Genomic DNA, 16954 nt, shown 5'->3' on the forward strand with positions numbered 1-16954 from the left:
TTTTCTTTTCAGTTTACTGTTTACTGCCTTGCCTACTCAGACTTTCTCTCGAAAATCTCTTGTTTTCAGCTTGTTTCCAATTTTTTAAAGAACAGTAAGATAATCTAACAAAGTTATCTTTAATTGGCGTCCCCACGGGGATTCGAACCCCGGTTACCGCCGTGAAAGGGCGATGTCCTAGGCCTCTAGACGATGGGGACATCAATTAAAGATACTCTATCATATTTCTTATCTTTCAACGTTGCTTTCGCTTCGTTTCAAATCTTGTCTATAACTATCAGCCAATCTGTGTGAGCACTCGCTGTCTCTCGTCTTGGGTAAGGAGGTGATCCAACCGCAGGTTCCCCTACGGTTACCTTGTTACGACTTCACCCCAGTCATGAATCATACCGTGGTAAACGCCCTCCCGAAGGTTAAGCTATCTACTTCTGGTACAACCCACTCCCATGGTGTGACGGGCGGTGTGTACAAGGCCCGGGAACGTATTCACCGCGACATTCTGATTCGCGATTACTAGCGATTCCGACTTCATGGAGTCGAGTTGCAGACTCCAATCCGGACTTAGACGTACTTTCTGAGATTCGCTCCACCTCGCAGTTTCGCCACCCTCTGTATACGCCATTGTAGCACGTGTGTAGCCCTACTCGTAAGGGCCATGATGACTTGACGTCATCCCCACCTTCCTCCAGTTTATCACTGGCAGTCTCCTTTGAGTTCCCGACCGAATCGCTGGCAACAAAGGATAAGGGTTGCGCTCGTTGCGGGACTTAACCCAACATTTCACAACACGAGCTGACGACAGCCATGCAGCACCTGTCTCATGGTTCCCGAAGGCACTCCCGTATCTCTACAGGATTCCATGGATGTCAAGAGTAGGTAAGGTTCTTCGCGTTGCATCGAATTAAACCACATGCTCCACCGCTTGTGCGGGCCCCCGTCAATTCATTTGAGTTTTAACCTTGCGGCCGTACTCCCCAGGCGGTCGATTTATCACGTTAGCTACGGGCACCAAGCTCTAAGCCCAATCCCCAAATCGACAGCGTTTACAGCGTGGACTACCAGGGTATCTAATCCTGTTTGCTCCCCACGCTTTCGCACATGAGCGTCAGTACATTCCCAAGGGGCTGCCTTCGCCTTCGGTATTCCTCCACATCTCTACGCATTTCACCGCTACACGTGGAATTCTACCCCTCCCTAAAGTACTCTAGTTACCCAGTCTGAAATGCAATTCCCAGGTTAAGCCCAGGGCTTTCACACCTCACTTAAATAACCGCCTGCGTGCCCTTTACGCCCAGTTATTCCGATTAACGCTCGCACCCTCCGTATTACCGCGGCTGCTGGCACGGAGTTAGCCGGTGCTTCTTCTGTATTTAACGTCAATGACGTGTACTATTAGCACACATCCCTTCCTCAATACCGAAAGAACTTTACAACCCGAAGGCCTTCTTCATTCACGCGGCATGGCTGCGTCAGGGTTCCCCCCATTGCGCAATATTCCCCACTGCTGCCTCCCGTAGGAGTCTGGACCGTGTCTCAGTTCCAGTGTGGCTGGCCATCCTCTCAGACCAGCTAGAGATCGCAGGCTTGGTGAGCCTTTACCTCACCAACTACCTAATCCCACTTGGGCTCATCTTATGGCATGTGGCCCGAAGGTCCCACACTTTAATCTTTCGATATTACGCGGTATTAGCTACAGTTTCCCGTAGTTATCCCCCTCCATAAGCCAGATTCCCAAGCATTACTCACCCGTCCGCCACTCGTCAGCAAGAAAGCAAGCTTCCTCCTGCTACCGTTCGACTTGCATGTGTTAAGCCTGCCGCCAGCGTTCAATCTGAGCCATGATCAAACTCTTCAATTCAAGTTCAATCGCTCAATATATTGCTTAGCTATAAATAAAAATACTACTTAAAAAGTAATTATGAATTTTCAGTTAAGCACCTATTAAGACTTCAAAATTAAAAAATATTTTTAAAACAAGTCAATCAACAAGTGCCCACACAGATTGTCTGATACATTGTTAAAGAGCAAAAAACAACGACGCACTTGTAAACTTAAATACTTCACAACAGTGCGTCGTTGTGTGCGGTGCATTATAGGGATTTCAGACGCCTTTGCAAGATCTTTTTGAAAAAAATTATTTGGATGAACAAATTTTATTCGTCATCTAATTTTCTATAGCCTTTCAAGCCATTCTTTCTCAAAATTTCGTTTAATTTCTTTAATAAACGCTCTTTTTCAGATTGACTTAAAAATTGGCTATTTTTATTTTGCAAAGCACATACTAACTTCCAATAAAAATCTAAAGTTGCTCCACTGCCGCTTTTCTTTAATTCCACCAATGCATTTTCTGCACCAATTTCTCTTAGCATAGCAACATCTGTAATGCCAACTTTTATTAGCGCCCTTTCATGCTTGATAGTTAAATTGGGTAAATCCTTTAATCTATTTAGCTTTCTTAAAGTACGATCTAACTTCTGATTGCGAATTTGCTGAATAGAAAGAATAATCAACTTTCTACACAACATATTATTACGCATCACCTGATCTGAAAGTGCATAATATTGAGAAAGTACAAATCTCTTATTCAACTCATTTGTTGTAAATGGTTCACAACCTAATTTACTTAATTGAATTGCAAGTTCATCCTCGCCACGTAGATAAAGTTTTTTATTCTGCCAAATGGCAAACATTGTCTCTTCCTTGTGAAACACACCGTAACCTGTAAAAAGATTTTTAAAGGTTACATTTCCTACTAACTGATCTAATATAGAGCAAACATTATCTATATGCTCGTCTTTTATATTCATATAAATCTCCTATGAATAACAATTTTAAAGATGGTCAGTAGAAGTACTTCTGATTTGGTTTATATCATGAAGTTTTTAATCTGACTAAGAATAAATTTCAGATTTGTGAAGCTGATCGTAAATTTGAAATTTATTTTTATGTAAACAATTGGTTTCTATATAAATATACTATATTTAAAAATTTTCTCACCATTATACTTTGTATATAAATTAACCTAAAAATTCAATTAACAAGCTTTTATCATAACCACCTCATTTTAAGGTTTAGATCTTCTTTTTTTGGAATACGTATCCCATATTTTTCCAAATATGAATATTTTTCTTGACCTGTACATCAATACAGGTATAATCACAAAAAACTTGAACATTCAAACAGGAATTCACTTATGGTAACTAAAGAAGAAAAACAAAAAGCACTAGCTGCAGCATTAGGACAAATCGAAAAACAATTTGGTAAAGGCTCAATTATGAAGTTAGGTGATACCAAAACGTTGGATGTAGAATCTATTTCTACCGGATCACTTGGCTTAGATGTTGCACTAGGAATCGGTGGTTTACCTATGGGACGAATTGTAGAAATTTTCGGACCCGAATCATCTGGTAAAACAACATTAACTCTTTCCGTCATTGCCCAAGCGCAAAAAGCTGGAAAAACCTGCGCATTTATTGACGCGGAACACGCACTAGATCCTATTTATGCAGCAAAACTTGGGGTGGATGTAAAAGAACTTTTTGTTTCCCAACCAGATAATGGTGAACAAGCACTTGAAATCTGTGATGCATTAGTTCGCTCTGGCGCAATTGATGTAATTATTGTGGATTCCGTTGCCGCACTGACACCAAAAGCTGAAATTGAAGGGGATATGGGTGATTCCCATATGGGGCTACAGGCTCGTTTAATGTCACAAGCTTTGCGTAAACTTACTGGCCAAATTAAAAATGCAAACTGTTTAGTCGTATTTATTAACCAAATCCGAATGAAAATAGGTGTGATGTTTGGTAACCCTGAAACCACCACAGGCGGTAATGCATTAAAATTCTATTCTTCTGTTCGCTTAGATATTCGTCGAACAGGTTCTGTAAAAGATGGTGAAAATATCATTGGGAATGAAACCCGCGTAAAAGTAGTGAAAAACAAATTAGCAGCACCATTCCGTCAAGTAGATTTCCAAATTCTTTATGGCGAAGGTATTTCAAAAACAGGGGAATTATTAGAACTTGGTGTAAAACACAAGCTTGTAGAGAAATCAGGTGCATGGTATGCCTATAATGGAGAAAAAATTGGCCAAGGTAAAACTAACTCAATGAAATGGCTCAATGAAAATCCAGAAAAGGCAGATGAATTAGAAGCTCGTTTACGCGCAGAATTAGTAGCTAATCCAGAACAAGCTTTAATGGCTGACATTGAACAATCTGAAAATAGTTCAGAATCAGAAAGTGATTTTGAATAAATCAAATCATCAACGCCAAAAGTGCGGTCATTTTTAACCGCACTTTATATCAACTCAATAAAAATAAAGGAATCATTCCTTGTCATCTCTTGCTTTTAATTACATAGTTAATCTTCTTTCTCGCAGAGAATATAGTGAATTTGAGCTCCGCAATAAAATGCAGGAAAAGAACTTTTCGGAAGAAGAAATTGATCATGCATTATCTTTATGCCAGGCAAAAAATTGGCAAAGTGATCGTCGTTTTTCAGAAAATTATCTAAATTCACGCGCACAAAAAGGTTATGGTGTAGGAAGAATTAGACAAGAATTACTCCAATTAAAAGGTGTGTCTTCTGATATTATTGATGAAGTTTTAATGGAATCAGAAATTGATTGGTATGAAATGGCAGAGAACTTGTTACGTAAAAAATTCCCAAATTACAACGAACAGCAAACGACTAAAATGAAACAAAAAATTTGGCAATATATGCTATCACACGGATTTCGTAGCGATGAATTTGCTGATTTAATTGGGAAAAACCAAAGTGAATGGGATTAATGTAAAAGTTGAGAACAAATTTTATATATCCAAATGCCAAATGTTGTCATAGCTAAACATCCGAATAAATGCATAGCCAGTACACTAAATCCATTTAACCATTTATCATTAAAAAATAATTCCACAACTTCGGAAGAAAAAGAAGAAAATGTGGTTAGCGATCCTAAAAAACCAGTAATTAAAAATAACCGCCATTCAGAACTAATTTGTGGGAATTGCCAAAAAAGCCCAAGTAATACACCAATAATTAAACAACCAAGCAAATTAGCGATTAAAGTCCCAAAAGCAAACGAAGAAAATAAAGGATTAAATAACAATCCTATAGCCCAACGTAATGACGCACCTAATATTGCACCACAACTTATGAATAATAATGCCTGCATTAATAATCTAATCCAAATTGGGTTCGCAAATAACGAGCGACTGATTCTTCTTTATTTGAGCCAATAACTTCTAACTCTGGACAAGCTTTTTTTAAACGAATATCTGCATCTTGCATGACACAGCCTTTACCAGACCAAGAAAGCATTTCTACATCATTCATTCCATCACCAAAAGCAATACAGTCTTTTAACTCATACTCGCGTGATTCAAGTAAATGTTTTAATGCGTCGCCTTTTGAAACATTCTTATTCATTACTTCCAAACAAGCTAATGCTGAATAAACAATTGTCGTTACGTCACCAAACTTATCTCGTAAATAAGTTTCTACTTCAACTAAATCCTCAGGAGTTTTACCAATAAAAAAGACTTTTTCTGTCCCACGTCCATGATGTTTGGAAAAATCAACTACGTTATAATCAAATCCAGATTCTTTATGGAACTGACGCATTGCAGGAATATCTTTATTAGTAAACCAACCTTCATCTTGATAGCTATTCATGCATACTTTGGAAGTATCAAATGGAGTTTTGTAAAGCTCGAGAACTAATTCTTCAGGCAAGCTGTTGCTATAAAGCAAATTACCCTGTAAATCCCGTACACGAGCACCATTTGATGTAATCATAACTGCACGTTCCGCACCAATTTTTCCAAGAATGGATGACACATCAGTATGGTTACGCCCCGTTGCCAAAATGATATCCACACCGTTTTGCTCTAATGCTCTCAGCGTATCAATGGTAAGATCACCGACTAAATGTTCAGGAGTTAAAAGGGTGCCATCTAAATCAGACACCATTGCTCGAAAAGGTAAATTCATAAAAACCTCAAAAAATAATTTGCGGTTATCATATCACTAAATATACAAATTGCCCTTGTCTAAGATCAATGTATAAAAACCGTAATAAAAATAACCGCACTTTATTAAGGATTAAGGCATTAAATCAACTGACATATTTCCTTTCATTTGACAGCAGCACGCTAAAACATAACCTTGTTTAATTTCATCTTCTGTCAGCGGTCCGTTTGAGCTCACTTCATAATCACCACTCACCACTAAAGTTTTACAAGAACCACAAATACCTTCTCTACAGGCGGCAATAATCGGTGCTTTATGTTCTTCCAAAGCAGCTAATAATGTTTTTCCAACAGGTACAGAAAAAGTTTGAGGTACTGGATTAGTAATGGAAAGCGTCACTTGTTTACTATTATCTAACATACAATTTTCTGCTGAAGAATGAAATTGCTCTAAAAAGAAACGCTCGGATGGGATACCAAGGGATTCTGTCATCACACGTAAATCACTCATATAACTTTCTGGGCCACAAGTAAGCACCGTATAATCAGCTATATTGGGTACAAGGTCAGATAACATTTGACTATTTAAACGTCCATCTATAAAGCCATCATCCGCATCAACAGAAGCATTAATAAACAATTTTAACTGTGGAAATTGTTCTTTCAGTAATGCCCATTCTCGTTTAAAAATAACATCTTTCGGCGAATGGACACTATAGAATACAACCACATCTACACCCGGTTTATTTTTTAATAACCAGCGAGTCATAGACATGATTGGCGTAACACCACATCCACCAGCCACAAGCAAATATCGATCACTTACAATGCGAGTACAGGTAAATTTACCCATTGGATCGGATAGCCAAATTTGATCACCTTCTTTAATTTCGGATGTAATCCAATTAGAACCTACTCCGTTTTTAATACGACGAACGGTTAAAGTAACAAAACGGCTCATTCCTGGTGTAGACGATAGCGTATAAGCTCGTACAATATTTGGTGTATTACGAATACTTACTAAAGCATACTGACCAGGCTCATAAAGGTAAAAATCTTGTGCTATTAATTCAATTGTATAGACATCATCAGTTTCCTGATGAATAGCATGTACCTGCATTTCGTTATAACACAACGGATTCTGATTATTTGACATAGAATTTTCTCTTTGAAGATAGAAAAAAGTGCGGTGAATTTTTAAAATGTTTATAAAACTAATACTACAAATTAAAAAATCGACCGCACTTTTCTATGAAATGTTATTTATCTAAAGCTTCTGCCATATCTTGTTCTGGAGTAGTCAAACCGCGCAAACCGAATTTTTCATTTAATAATGCCATCACATTATCATTTAAAAATGCTGGCGCAGTCGGTCCTGTATAGATATTTTTTACACCTAACGCTAATAAGGTAAGCAAAATAACAATAGCTTTTTGCTCAAACCAAGAAAGCACAAGTGTTAATGGCAATTCGTTAACGCCAATACCCAGTTTTTGAGAAAGATTTACAGCAAGCATTATTGCAGAATACGCATCATTACATTGCCCAACATCTAACAATCGAGGTAACCCATCAATAGAGCCAAAATCTAATTTATTAAAACGATATTTACCACAACCTAAAGTTAAAATCGCACAATCTTCTGGTACTTGACGAGCGAAATCTGTGTAATAGCTACGCTCACCTTTGCTGCCATCACAACCGCCCACTAAGAAAACATGACGTAATTTTCCAGCAGCAACAAGATTAATCACTGCATCTGAAGCATCTAATAAAGTTTGTCGACCAAACCCAACGGTAATTTTGTGTTCTAATTCATCATAAGGGAATCCTGTCATTTCTTGCGCTTTCGCGATAACTTGACTGAAATCACGATCTTCAATGTGCGTTACACCTGGCCAGCCCACAATACTACGAGTATAAATACGATCTGCATAATTACCAACATTAGGATCAATAATACAGTTAGAGGTCATAATTACAGGACCAGGGAATTTAGCAAATTCTTTCTGCTGATTTTGCCAACCACTTCCATAGTTACCAACCAAATGGTTGTATTTTTTCAATTCTGGGTAACCATGCGCAGGCAACATTTCACCATGAGTATAAATATTTATCCCTGTTCCTTCCGTTTGTTCTAAAAGTGCTTTTAAATCTTTTAAATCATGGCCAGAAATTAAAATACATTTTCCTGCTACAGGCTTCACATTTACCATTGCTGGAACAGGATGACCAAATGCTTCTGTTTCACCCGCATCTAATAAACTCATTACTTGAAAATTCATATTACCGATGCCAAGAGCCTTTTCTAACAATTCATTTAGATCACTTGGATTCGTTCCTAGCCACGCCATAAACTCATGGAATTGACGATATACCTCATTATCAAATTTACCTAAAACATGGGCATGTTCCATATAAGCAGCCGCACCTTTTAAACCGTATAAACAAAGCATACGCACGCCATGTACTTCTTCCCCAATTAAAGTGCGGTCAGAATTTAGGGCAAAATTCGCTGCTTGTTTTGTTAAATCAGAAATCGTTGCGCCTTCAAGCTGTAAGTGAGCTAATGGATGGTTTATATCAATACTTGGATTTAGTGTACGGCAGCGTTTCATTAAATTATCGCGATAAGCTATGGCTTGTTGCGCATATTCAACAATACGTTGAGAATCAAAGTTTACATTAGTCAAGGTAGAGAAAAATGCCTGTGCCGTAAAAGCATCAATTTCATTATCGACAATAGCTAAATCTCTCGCTTGAATAGCCCAAGCTGATAAGCTTTGCACAGTTGCAACAAGAAGGTCTTGTAAATCAGAAGTTTCCGCAGTTTTACCGCACATTCCTTGAGAGTAACTACAACCGTTACCCACAGGTGTGCGCATGGTTTGTTCACATTGTACACAGTACATAATTAAGTCCTTTTGTTAGAATAGAAAGTTTCGTTATAAACCCGATAAAATCACTCAGATTTATGGAAAAATGATAAAACCTTTTTTCTACTAGATACAAAAGGAAATTTTAATTAATTAGAACTTGTTTGATCTAGATTAAGCTAATACCAATAATGAATTGATTTTCTAGTTTAGAAAAACATAAATTCTAATAACACTAAAAACCTCGCAATAAAATTCGATATCTTTACATTACTAGCTGAAATACGATAACAAATTTCATTTTACCTCTCTTATAATGCAACTGTTCGAACAACAAGCAGTATCTCGAATGATGTATGTTTATTCCCTAATAGATAGTCAAAAACAAGGAGATTATTATGGCTTTCAATATGAAAAACAGACATTTACTCAGTCTTGTTCATCACACAGAACGTGAAATTAAATATCTCTTAGATCTCTCCCGAGATTTGAAACGAGCCAAATATGCAGGCACAGAACAACAAAAATTAAAAGGTAAAAATATCGCGCTCATCTTTGAAAAAACCTCCACCCGCACACGCTGTGCATTTGAAGTCGCCGCTTATGACCAAGGTGCACAAGTTACCTACATCGACCCGAACTCCTCTCAAATTGGCCACAAAGAAAGTATGAAAGATACCGCCCGCGTATTAGGCAGAATGTATGATGGCATTGAATATCGTGGCTTTAAACAAAGTATCGTTCAAGAACTTGCTGATTATGCTGGTGTGCCGGTATTCAATGGTTTAACCGATGAATTCCACCCAACACAAATGCTTGCCGACGTACTTACCATGATTGAACATTGCGACAAGCCATTAAGCGAAATTAGCTATGTATATATTGGGGATGCTCGCAATAACATGGGTAATTCACTTTTATTAATTGGTGCAAAATTAGGTATGGATGTTCGTATTTGTGGACCTAAAGCATTATTACCAGAAGCAAGTCTTGTGGAAATGTGCGAAAAATTTGCGAAAGAAAGTGGCGCTCGTATTACTGTAACTGAAGATATCGACAAAGCTGTGAAAGGTGTAGATTTTGTCCATACTGATGTGTGGGTTTCAATGGGTGAACCATTAGAAACTTGGGACGAACGCATTAAATTATTACTTCCTTATCAAGTCACACCTGAATTAATGAAATGCACTGGTAATCCAAAAGTGAAATTTATGCACTGCTTACCTGCCTTCCATAACAGTGAAACCAAAGTTGGTCGTCAAATTGCTGAAAAATATCCTGAATTAGCGAATGGTATTGAAGTAACTGAAGATGTATTTGAATCGCCAATGAACATTGCATTTGAACAAGCAGAAAACCGTATGCACACAATTAAAGCAGTCATGGTTGCGAGTTTAGCTTAGGAAGGATCTAGATAAATTGGTATATTTATTTATCATCTCATTTTAAGGATAAAATATTTCCATACTTTTGTAGTTTTATTTTTATGTAAAATTTAAATTTATTTTTTGATAATGATCACGTTTTTTGAAAAATATTATTGACATAATATTTACACAAGCAGAGAATGCACCCAACAAAGATTAGTTTAGATAGAAAGAGGGATTTTTTCTATGCTATTTCGTACATATATACACAGATATGTCCATACAAAGGAATTAAGACTTTTACGGTTTAACCCGATAAAAGGTCGTTCTTTAATGGCTCATATTCGTCGCACTCGTCATATTATGATGCCATCTTATCGTTCTTGTTTCTCATACTCTTTATTTGCTTCTCAAAACAAACCATCCAACACGGCTCTCTAAACAAAGTTGTTCTCTCTGTTTAGAGAGTCTCCACAGATTAATTTCTGGATATTTTTGTATTGCCTAGAACAGGTAAGAAATATCTTTAGGAATTAACTTAATCTTATTTAATTTAAAATAAATATATTCTTACTTTAGTTTTTATAATAAAAAACTAGAGAGGGTTATTTTATTCTAAATAAATCTATTGCATTATTAAAATTAATAATGCTAGGTAACTTTACGTCAAAAATAAATAAAGGAGTTCATTATGCTAAACTTAAAAATTGCATATAGCCCAAAAGTTGAACAATATTTCTCTACAAATAGAGAATTAGTTGAGATTGCTAAAACAGACTTTACAGATGTTGCAGCCATCGTATTAAGTTCAAGTGATGTAGGTGAATACCTCGATAAAATTCAAGCAACAAAATTCGGCGTTCCTGTATTCGTTGTTCAAACAGAAGAACAACTAGTGGATCCAAAATTCTATGATTCTATTTACCATATTCAAGATTTAAACGGTTATGACATCAAACTTTATAGCCGTCAAATCGAAACTGCATCGAAACTTTATGAAGAAAAAATGTTACCTCCATTCTTCAAAATGTTAAGTGAATATGTAGAAATGGGTAATATTGCTTTTGACTGTCCGGGACATCAAGGTGGTCAATACTATCGTAAACATCCAGCAGGTCGTTTCCTTTATGACTTCTACGGTGAAAACATTTTCCGTTCGGACATTTGTAATGCGGACGTAAAATTAGGTGACTTGTTAATTCACGAAGGGGCAGCTTGTGATGCACAAAAATATGCGGCTCAAGTATTCAATGCAGATAAAACTTACTTCGTATTGAATGGTACATCTTCTTCAAACAAAGTTGCGTTAAATGCTGTACTTGCTCCAGGCGATTTAGTGTTATTTGACCGTAATAACCATAAATCAAACCACCATGGTGCATTAATTCAAGCGGGTGCAACCCCAATTTACTTAGAAACTGCTCGTAACCCATTTGGTTTCATTGGTGGTATCGATAGTCACTGCTTCGAAGAAGATTATTTAAAATCATTAATTAAAGAAGTGGCGCCTGAAAAATTAAATCAAAAACGTCCATTCCGTTTAGCTGTTATTCAATTAGGTACTTATGACGGTACAATTTATAACGCACGTCAAGTGGTAGATAAAATTGGTCATCTTTGTGATTACATCTTATTCGACTCTGCATGGGTAGGTTATGAACAATTCATTCCAATGATGAAAGACTGCTCTCCATTATTGCTTGAATTAAATGAAAATGACCCTGGTATTTTAGTGACTCAATCTGTTCATAAACAACAAGCAGGTTTCTCACAAACTTCACAAATTCACAAAAAAGATAAACACATTAAAGGTCAAGATCGTTATGTAAACCACAAACGTTTCAATAATGCCTTTATGTTACATGCGTCAACCAGTCCGTTCTATCCATTATTTGCGGCGTTAGATGTGAATGCAAAAATTCAAGGTAGCGAAGCAGGTCGTCGTTTATGGCATGAATGTGTGAAAGTTGGTATCGAAGCACGTAAATTAGTATTAAATCACTGTGAATTAATTCGTCCATTTATTCCAACCACAATTAAAGGTAAAAAATGGCAAGATTATGACACAGAAGAAATCGCAACTAACCTCGAGTTCTTCAAATTCCACCCAACAGATACATGGCATAAATTTGAAGGCTATGCTGACGAACAATATTTCGTTGACCCATGTAAATTCTTGCTTACCACGCCAGGTATTAGCTTAGAAACAGGCGAATATGAAAAATTTGGTGTACCAGCAACCATTCTTGCTAACTACTTACGTGAAAACGGTATTATTCCGGAAAAATGTGACTTGAACTCAATCTTATTCTTGCTCACTCCGGCAGAAACCCTCACCAAAATGCAAACTTTGGTCGCTCAAATCGCCTTGTTTGAAAAACACATTAAACAAGACTCTTTATTAAAAGATGTATTGCCAACTGTGTATAAAAACAATGAAGACCGTTACAAAGGCTACACCATCCGTCAATTATGCCAAGAAATGCATGATCTTTATGTAAGCCACAATGTGAAACAACTTCAAAAAGATTTATTCCGCAAAGCGACATTACCAGAATATGTATTAAATCCACATGATGCAAATATTGAGTTAGTACGTAACAAAGTTGAACTCGTTCCATTGACTGATATTGTTGGTCGTGTGGCTGCGGAAGGTGCATTACCTTATCCTCCAGGTGTGTTATGTGTGGTGCCTGGAGAAAGATGGAGTCCAACTGCACAAAAATACTTCCTTGCATTAGAAGAAGGTATCAACACATTACCTGGTTTCGCACCTGAAATCCAAGGGGTTTACTTACAAAAAGACCCTGATGGACGTACTCGTGCATATGGCTATGTTTTAACTGACTATTAATAAAGTGAGGTTGTGAGGATCTTCCTCATAACCCTCTCAGCACAAACAAAAGAAAGTGCGGTTAAAAACATCTGATTTTTTGACCGCACTTGTAGGAGTATAAATTATGAGCGCTAAAAGTAATAAAATTGGTGTGGTACAACTTACCATTCTTACCATGGTTAATATGATGGGTTCCGGTATCATTATGTTACCTACCAAATTAGCTGAAATTGGGACTATTTCCATCGTTTCTTGGCTTGTAACAGCCGTTGGTTCAACAGCCTTAGCTTACGCATTCGCACAATGCGGTATGTTCAGTAAAAAATCTGGTGGTATGGGCGGTTATGCGGAATACTCTTTCGGTAAAGCCGGTAACTTCATGGCTAACTACACTTACGGTGTATCATTAGTTATTGCGAATACAGCAATCGCGATTTCTGCGGTGGGTTATGGTTCAGAGCTTCTCGGCGCAACCCTTTCTCCACTTTCTATCGCATTATGGACCATCTTCACCCTTTGGCTTGCAACCGTTCTTAACTTTGGTGGTGCAAGAATCACCGGTAATATCAGTTCATTCACCATTTGGGGTGTAATTATTCCTGTGGTAGGTATTTCAATCATCGGTTGGAAATGGTTTGATGGTTCAATGTATGTAAACTCTTGGAACCCACATAATGTACCAACTTTTGAAGCGATCGGTGTATCTATTTCAATGACATTATGGGCGTTCTTAGGGTTAGAATCAGCTTGTGCTAACGCAGATGCAGTTGAAAACCCTGAGAAAAACGTACCAATAGCAGTACTTGGTGGTACTTTAGGGGCAGCGGTAATTTATATTGTTTCAACTAACGTGATTGCAGGTATTGTACCTAACCTTGAACTCGCTAATTCAACAGCGCCATTCGGTTTAGCCTTTGCTCATATGTTTGATGAAATTGTCGGTAAAGTTATCATGGTCTTAATGGTGATGTCTTGCTTTGGTTCATTATTAGGCTGGCAGTTCACTATTGCTCAAGTATTCAAATCTTCAGCAGAAGAAGGTTATTTCCCAGCATTCTTCAAAAAAGTTACCACTAAAGATGCACCTGTTGTTGGTATGATTACCATTACTGCGTTACAAACTTTACTCTCTTTAATGACAATCAGCCCATCATTAAATAAACAATTCAATGTGTTGGTGGACTTAGCGGTAGTAACAAACGTTATTCCATACTTGCTCTCAATGGCTGCACTTGCAGTGTTATTGAAAGCAGAGAATGTTACACCACAAAAATATAAAACAACCGTTTTTGTTGCCTTTATTGGTTCACTCTATAGTATATATGCACTTTATGCAGCCGGTGAACAAGCGATGTTATATGGTTCAATTGTGACCTTTATTGGTTGGACATTGTATGGTTTTGTTTCTTACAAATTTGATCTTAAAAAATCACAAGCTAATTAAAAAAGAAACGCCCACATCTTAATGTAGGCTCTTTCGAGTAGTAATAAGCTAAGTACAAAAGAGCGGTTGAAAATTTAATTGTTTTCAACCGTTCTTTTTATTTAGGACAATACTCTTAACAAAATAGGCTGAAATTCTGTTTGTTGGCCGAGTTTTCGGGTGTAACGTTTAACCATGACAAAGGAAAGTGCGGTCAACATAAAGATTAAAATCGCACGGATGGTCTCATTTTCACTGATATAACATGAAATAAAAGCCAGTTTTTCAATTAAATTTTGAACACGATTAAGATTAATTGACATAGTTTTCTCCTGATACGGTTTATTTTTTGATATTCGTCAAACAATAATAATTTTTCGTTGAAAATTAACCTTTTCTAAGCGTAATATCGGTATTACTAAATGCCTCTAAAAAGGAGTAGAAAATGAAAAACATGTTACTGCTCAGTAGCTCAAAATACAAGAACACAGGTTATCTTGAACATACCATACCTTGGTTACAAAATTTCTTGGCTGATTATCGTGGTAAAACAATTGCTTTTGTGCCTTATGCTGGGGTACGCCGCACTTTTGATGAATATGAAAAAACTGTGCAAAATGCACTTTCTGATTTAGGGATGAATATTGTTTCCGTTCATCATGGTAAACAGCATCGAGATATTATTGAACAAGCAGATGTCATCGCTATTGGCGGCGGGAATACATTTTGTTTGTTAAAACAACTTTATGAACACAATCTGATTGATATCATTCGTGAAAAAGTAAATAACGGTACGCCTTATTTTGGTTGGAGTGCTGGCGCCAATGTAGCGGGCGCATCTATTATGACAACTAATGATATGCCGATTACTTATCCTCCTTCATTTCAAGCATTACAACTTTTTCCTCATCAAATTAATCCGCACTTTATTTCAGGTAAAATGCAAGGCCACAATGGCGAAAGCCGAGAAGAACGTTTGGCAGAATTTTTACTCGTTAATCCAAATGCATTTGTATATGCATTACCTGAAGGTTCTGCGCTTCATATACAAAATGAAATGGCAACTGTGCTGGGCGAAAATCCTATTTTGTGTTTCAGTGAAAATATGGAATGTGGCACATTTGATATCAATACAACTTTTTCTTATTAACTTAAAGGGAACATATAATGGAATTATTTAAATCCATCGTTGCAGTGATTGGTATTATTGCCACAATTTATTTTCTGATTAAAAAAGCCGAAACCCGAACCGTTTTGATTGGTGTCGGTTTAATTATGTCCATTCTGACGCTTAATCCAATGGGCGCATTAGATGCTTTTGCCAAAAGCATGACATCGGGCGGATTAATTATGGCGATCTGTTCTAGTATGGGTTTTGCTTACGTGATGAAATACACTCAATGTGATACTCATCTAGTTCATTTACTTACTAAACCATTAAGCGGATTAAAATTCTTCTTAATTCCGATTGCAACAGTCATCACCTTTTTCATCAATATTGCTATTCCTTCTGCTGCTGGTTGTGCTGCTGCGGTTGGCGCAACATTAATTCCCGTTTTAAAAAGTGCGGGTGTTCGACCAGCTACTGCTGGTGCAGCTATTTTAGCAGGGACTTTTGGATCAATGATGAGCCCAGGTTCTTCTCACTCAGCAATGATTAGTGAAATGTCAGGCTTAACTATCGCTCAAGTAAACCTTTCACATGCACCATATAACATGATTGCAGGAGCTATAGGTGCGGTTGTTTTAACAATTCTTGCGCTTGTTTTTAAAGATTATGGTGAACAACATCGTAAAGCTTATCTTGCAGAACAAAAAGAAAATGAAATTAAAGTTGTTGAAGGCGTCAATGTACTTTATGCCCTTGCACCATTAATACCATTAGTTATTTTAGTGATTGGTGGAACGTCATTACAACAAGTACCGGGTCTTGAATGGACTAAAATGGGCGTTCCTCAAGCGATGCTGATTGGTGCAATTTACGGCATTATCGTAACTCGTATTTCTCCAGTAAAAATCACTGAAGAATTTTTCAATGGTATGGGAAATTCTTATGCAAACGTGCTTGGTATCATCATTGCAGCCAGTGTATTTGTAGCAGGATTAAAATCTACGGGCGCAGTGGATGCTGCAATTTCTTTCTTAAAAGAATCCAACGAATTTGTACGTTGGGGTGCAACAATTGGACCATTCTTAATGGGGTTAATTACAGGTTCTGGCGATGCGGCAGCGATTGCCTTTAACAGTGCTGTCACGCCACATGCGGTAGAATTCGGCTACACTCATGTAAATCTTGGTATGGCAGCAGCTATTGCTGGTGCAATTGGTCGTACAGCTTCACCAATTGCAGGTGTAACCATTGTTTGTGCAGGCCTTGCGATGGTAAGCCCAGTAGAAATGGTAAAACGTACCGCACCAGGCATGATACTTGCTGTTTTATTCTTAGCATTATTTATGTTGTAGAAATAGTAAAAAAT

13 protein-coding genes, 1 tRNA gene, 1 rRNA gene and 1 pseudogene are annotated in these 16954 nt (G+C 37.3%); 8 read left to right on the forward strand and 8 right to left on the reverse strand.

All coding sequences use genetic code 11. The annotated features are described in order from the left end of the window. Positions 1–124 precede the first annotated feature (124 nt). The 3 genes from AC6H0A_RS07905 to tfoX form a co-directional block, all read right to left on the reverse strand. Positions 125–200: transfer RNA gene (locus tag AC6H0A_RS07905), tRNA-Glu, on the reverse strand. Positions 201–318: 118 nt separating this feature from the next. Continuing rightward, a 16S ribosomal RNA gene (locus tag AC6H0A_RS07910) occupies positions 319–1858 on the reverse strand. Between the two features lie 295 nt (positions 1859–2153). Further along, positions 2154–2807 carry a DNA transformation protein TfoX gene (tfoX, locus tag AC6H0A_RS07915; RefSeq protein WP_005640800.1) on the reverse strand — a complete coding sequence of 218 codons (654 nt, stop codon included), beginning with the start codon at positions 2805–2807 and terminating at the stop codon, positions 2154–2156. A gap of 386 nt (positions 2808–3193) precedes the next feature. On the opposite strand from tfoX, the gene recA reads away from it, so the two are divergent. Further along, positions 3194–4258, forward strand: a complete 1065-nt coding sequence (recA, locus tag AC6H0A_RS07920) for a recombinase RecA (RefSeq protein ID WP_005640802.1) — start codon at positions 3194–3196, stop codon at positions 4256–4258. 79 nt (positions 4259–4337) lie between these two features. Then, a complete protein-coding gene (recX, locus tag AC6H0A_RS07925) occupies positions 4338–4796 on the forward strand; it encodes a recombination regulator RecX (RefSeq protein WP_005640804.1) in 459 nt (152 codons plus the stop codon). Here recX and crcB read toward each other — a convergent pair. The 4 genes from crcB to hcp all read right to left on the reverse strand — a co-directional run bounded on the left by crcB (position 4793) and on the right by hcp (position 8887). After that, the gene (gene crcB / locus AC6H0A_RS07930) at positions 4793–5179 is read right to left on the reverse strand and encodes a fluoride efflux transporter CrcB (RefSeq protein ID WP_497512614.1); all 387 of its coding nucleotides are present in this window, start codon (positions 5177–5179) and stop codon (positions 4793–4795) included. The two genes, recX and crcB, sit on opposite strands and share 4 nt — an antisense overlap. Beyond that, positions 5179–5997: a Cof-type HAD-IIB family hydrolase gene (locus AC6H0A_RS07935; protein WP_005640808.1), complete on the reverse strand. Its 819-nt coding sequence runs from the start codon at positions 5995–5997 to the stop codon at positions 5179–5181. The genes crcB and AC6H0A_RS07935 overlap by 1 nt, the downstream gene beginning before the upstream one ends. Before the next feature lie 111 nt (positions 5998–6108). Further along, the gene (hcr, locus tag AC6H0A_RS07940) at positions 6109–7131 is read right to left on the reverse strand and encodes an NADH oxidoreductase (RefSeq protein ID WP_497512615.1); all 1023 of its coding nucleotides are present in this window, start codon (positions 7129–7131) and stop codon (positions 6109–6111) included. A 103-nt stretch (positions 7132–7234) separates the two neighbouring features. Then, complete coding sequence (gene hcp / locus AC6H0A_RS07945; protein WP_005640813.1) at positions 7235–8887, reverse strand: hydroxylamine reductase; 1653 nt, start codon at positions 8885–8887, stop codon at positions 7235–7237. A gap of 362 nt (positions 8888–9249) precedes the next feature. Between hcp and AC6H0A_RS07950 the strand changes: the two genes are divergently transcribed. From AC6H0A_RS07950 to potE, 4 genes are all read left to right on the forward strand, one after another. Continuing rightward, positions 9250–10254 (forward strand): ornithine carbamoyltransferase, encoded by a 1005-nt coding sequence (locus AC6H0A_RS07950; protein ID WP_497512616.1) that lies wholly within the window; start codon positions 9250–9252, stop codon positions 10252–10254. 210 nt (positions 10255–10464) lie between these two features. Next, positions 10465–10659: a leader peptide SpeFL gene (gene speFL, locus AC6H0A_RS07955; RefSeq protein ID WP_005640817.1), complete on the forward strand. Its 195-nt coding sequence runs from the start codon at positions 10465–10467 to the stop codon at positions 10657–10659. Between the two features lie 250 nt (positions 10660–10909). Continuing rightward, on the forward strand, positions 10910–13072 hold the full coding sequence (gene speF, locus AC6H0A_RS07960; protein WP_497512617.1) for an ornithine decarboxylase SpeF: 2163 nt from the start codon (positions 10910–10912) through the stop codon (positions 13070–13072). Positions 13073–13178: 106 nt separating this feature from the next. Beyond that, positions 13179–14498 carry a putrescine-ornithine antiporter gene (gene potE, locus AC6H0A_RS07965; protein ID WP_005640821.1) on the forward strand — a complete coding sequence of 440 codons (1320 nt, stop codon included), beginning with the start codon at positions 13179–13181 and terminating at the stop codon, positions 14496–14498. 101 nt (positions 14499–14599) lie between these two features. Here the strand turns inward: potE and AC6H0A_RS07970 are convergent. Then, a pseudogene (locus AC6H0A_RS07970) lies at positions 14600–14746 on the reverse strand (SoxR reducing system RseC family protein); the annotation flags it as partial. 176 nt (positions 14747–14922) lie between these two features. Here AC6H0A_RS07970 and pepE point away from each other — a divergent pair. Both pepE and dcuC read left to right on the forward strand, forming a co-directional pair. Then, positions 14923–15627, forward strand: a complete 705-nt coding sequence (pepE, locus tag AC6H0A_RS07975; RefSeq protein ID WP_005640825.1) for a dipeptidase PepE — start codon at positions 14923–14925, stop codon at positions 15625–15627. Positions 15628–15644: 17 nt separating this feature from the next. Beyond that, positions 15645–16940, forward strand: a complete 1296-nt coding sequence (gene dcuC / locus AC6H0A_RS07980) for a C4-dicarboxylate transporter DcuC (RefSeq protein ID WP_179231015.1) — start codon at positions 15645–15647, stop codon at positions 16938–16940. The last annotated feature ends 14 nt before the right edge of the window (positions 16941–16954 follow it).

The organism is Haemophilus sp. THUN1692 (assembly GCF_059704395.1).

Bases quoted from the DNA above. Each gene is read 5' to 3' on its own strand.
- hcp (WP_005640813.1), bottom strand. From the start codon at position 8,887: ATGTACTGTGTACAATGTGAACAAACCATGCGCACACCTGTGGGTAAC.
- potE (WP_005640821.1), top strand. From the start codon at position 13,179: ATGAGCGCTAAAAGTAATAAAATTGGTGTGGTACAACTTACCATTCTT.
- hcr (WP_497512615.1), bottom strand. From the start codon at position 7,131: ATGTCAAATAATCAGAATCCGTTGTGTTATAACGAAATGCAGGTACAT.
- recA (WP_005640802.1), top strand. From the start codon at position 3,194: ATGGTAACTAAAGAAGAAAAACAAAAAGCACTAGCTGCAGCATTAGGA.
- AC6H0A_RS07950 (WP_497512616.1), top strand. From the start codon at position 9,250: ATGGCTTTCAATATGAAAAACAGACATTTACTCAGTCTTGTTCATCAC.
- tfoX (WP_005640800.1), bottom strand. From the start codon at position 2,807: ATGAATATAAAAGACGAGCATATAGATAATGTTTGCTCTATATTAGAT.
- speF (WP_497512617.1), top strand. From the start codon at position 10,910: ATGCTAAACTTAAAAATTGCATATAGCCCAAAAGTTGAACAATATTTC.
- crcB (WP_497512614.1), bottom strand. From the start codon at position 5,179: ATGCAGGCATTATTATTCATAAGTTGTGGTGCAATATTAGGTGCGTCA.
- dcuC (WP_179231015.1), top strand. From the start codon at position 15,645: ATGGAATTATTTAAATCCATCGTTGCAGTGATTGGTATTATTGCCACA.
- AC6H0A_RS07935 (WP_005640808.1), bottom strand. From the start codon at position 5,997: ATGAATTTACCTTTTCGAGCAATGGTGTCTGATTTAGATGGCACCCTT.
- pepE (WP_005640825.1), top strand. From the start codon at position 14,923: ATGAAAAACATGTTACTGCTCAGTAGCTCAAAATACAAGAACACAGGT.
- speFL (WP_005640817.1), top strand. From the start codon at position 10,465: ATGCTATTTCGTACATATATACACAGATATGTCCATACAAAGGAATTA.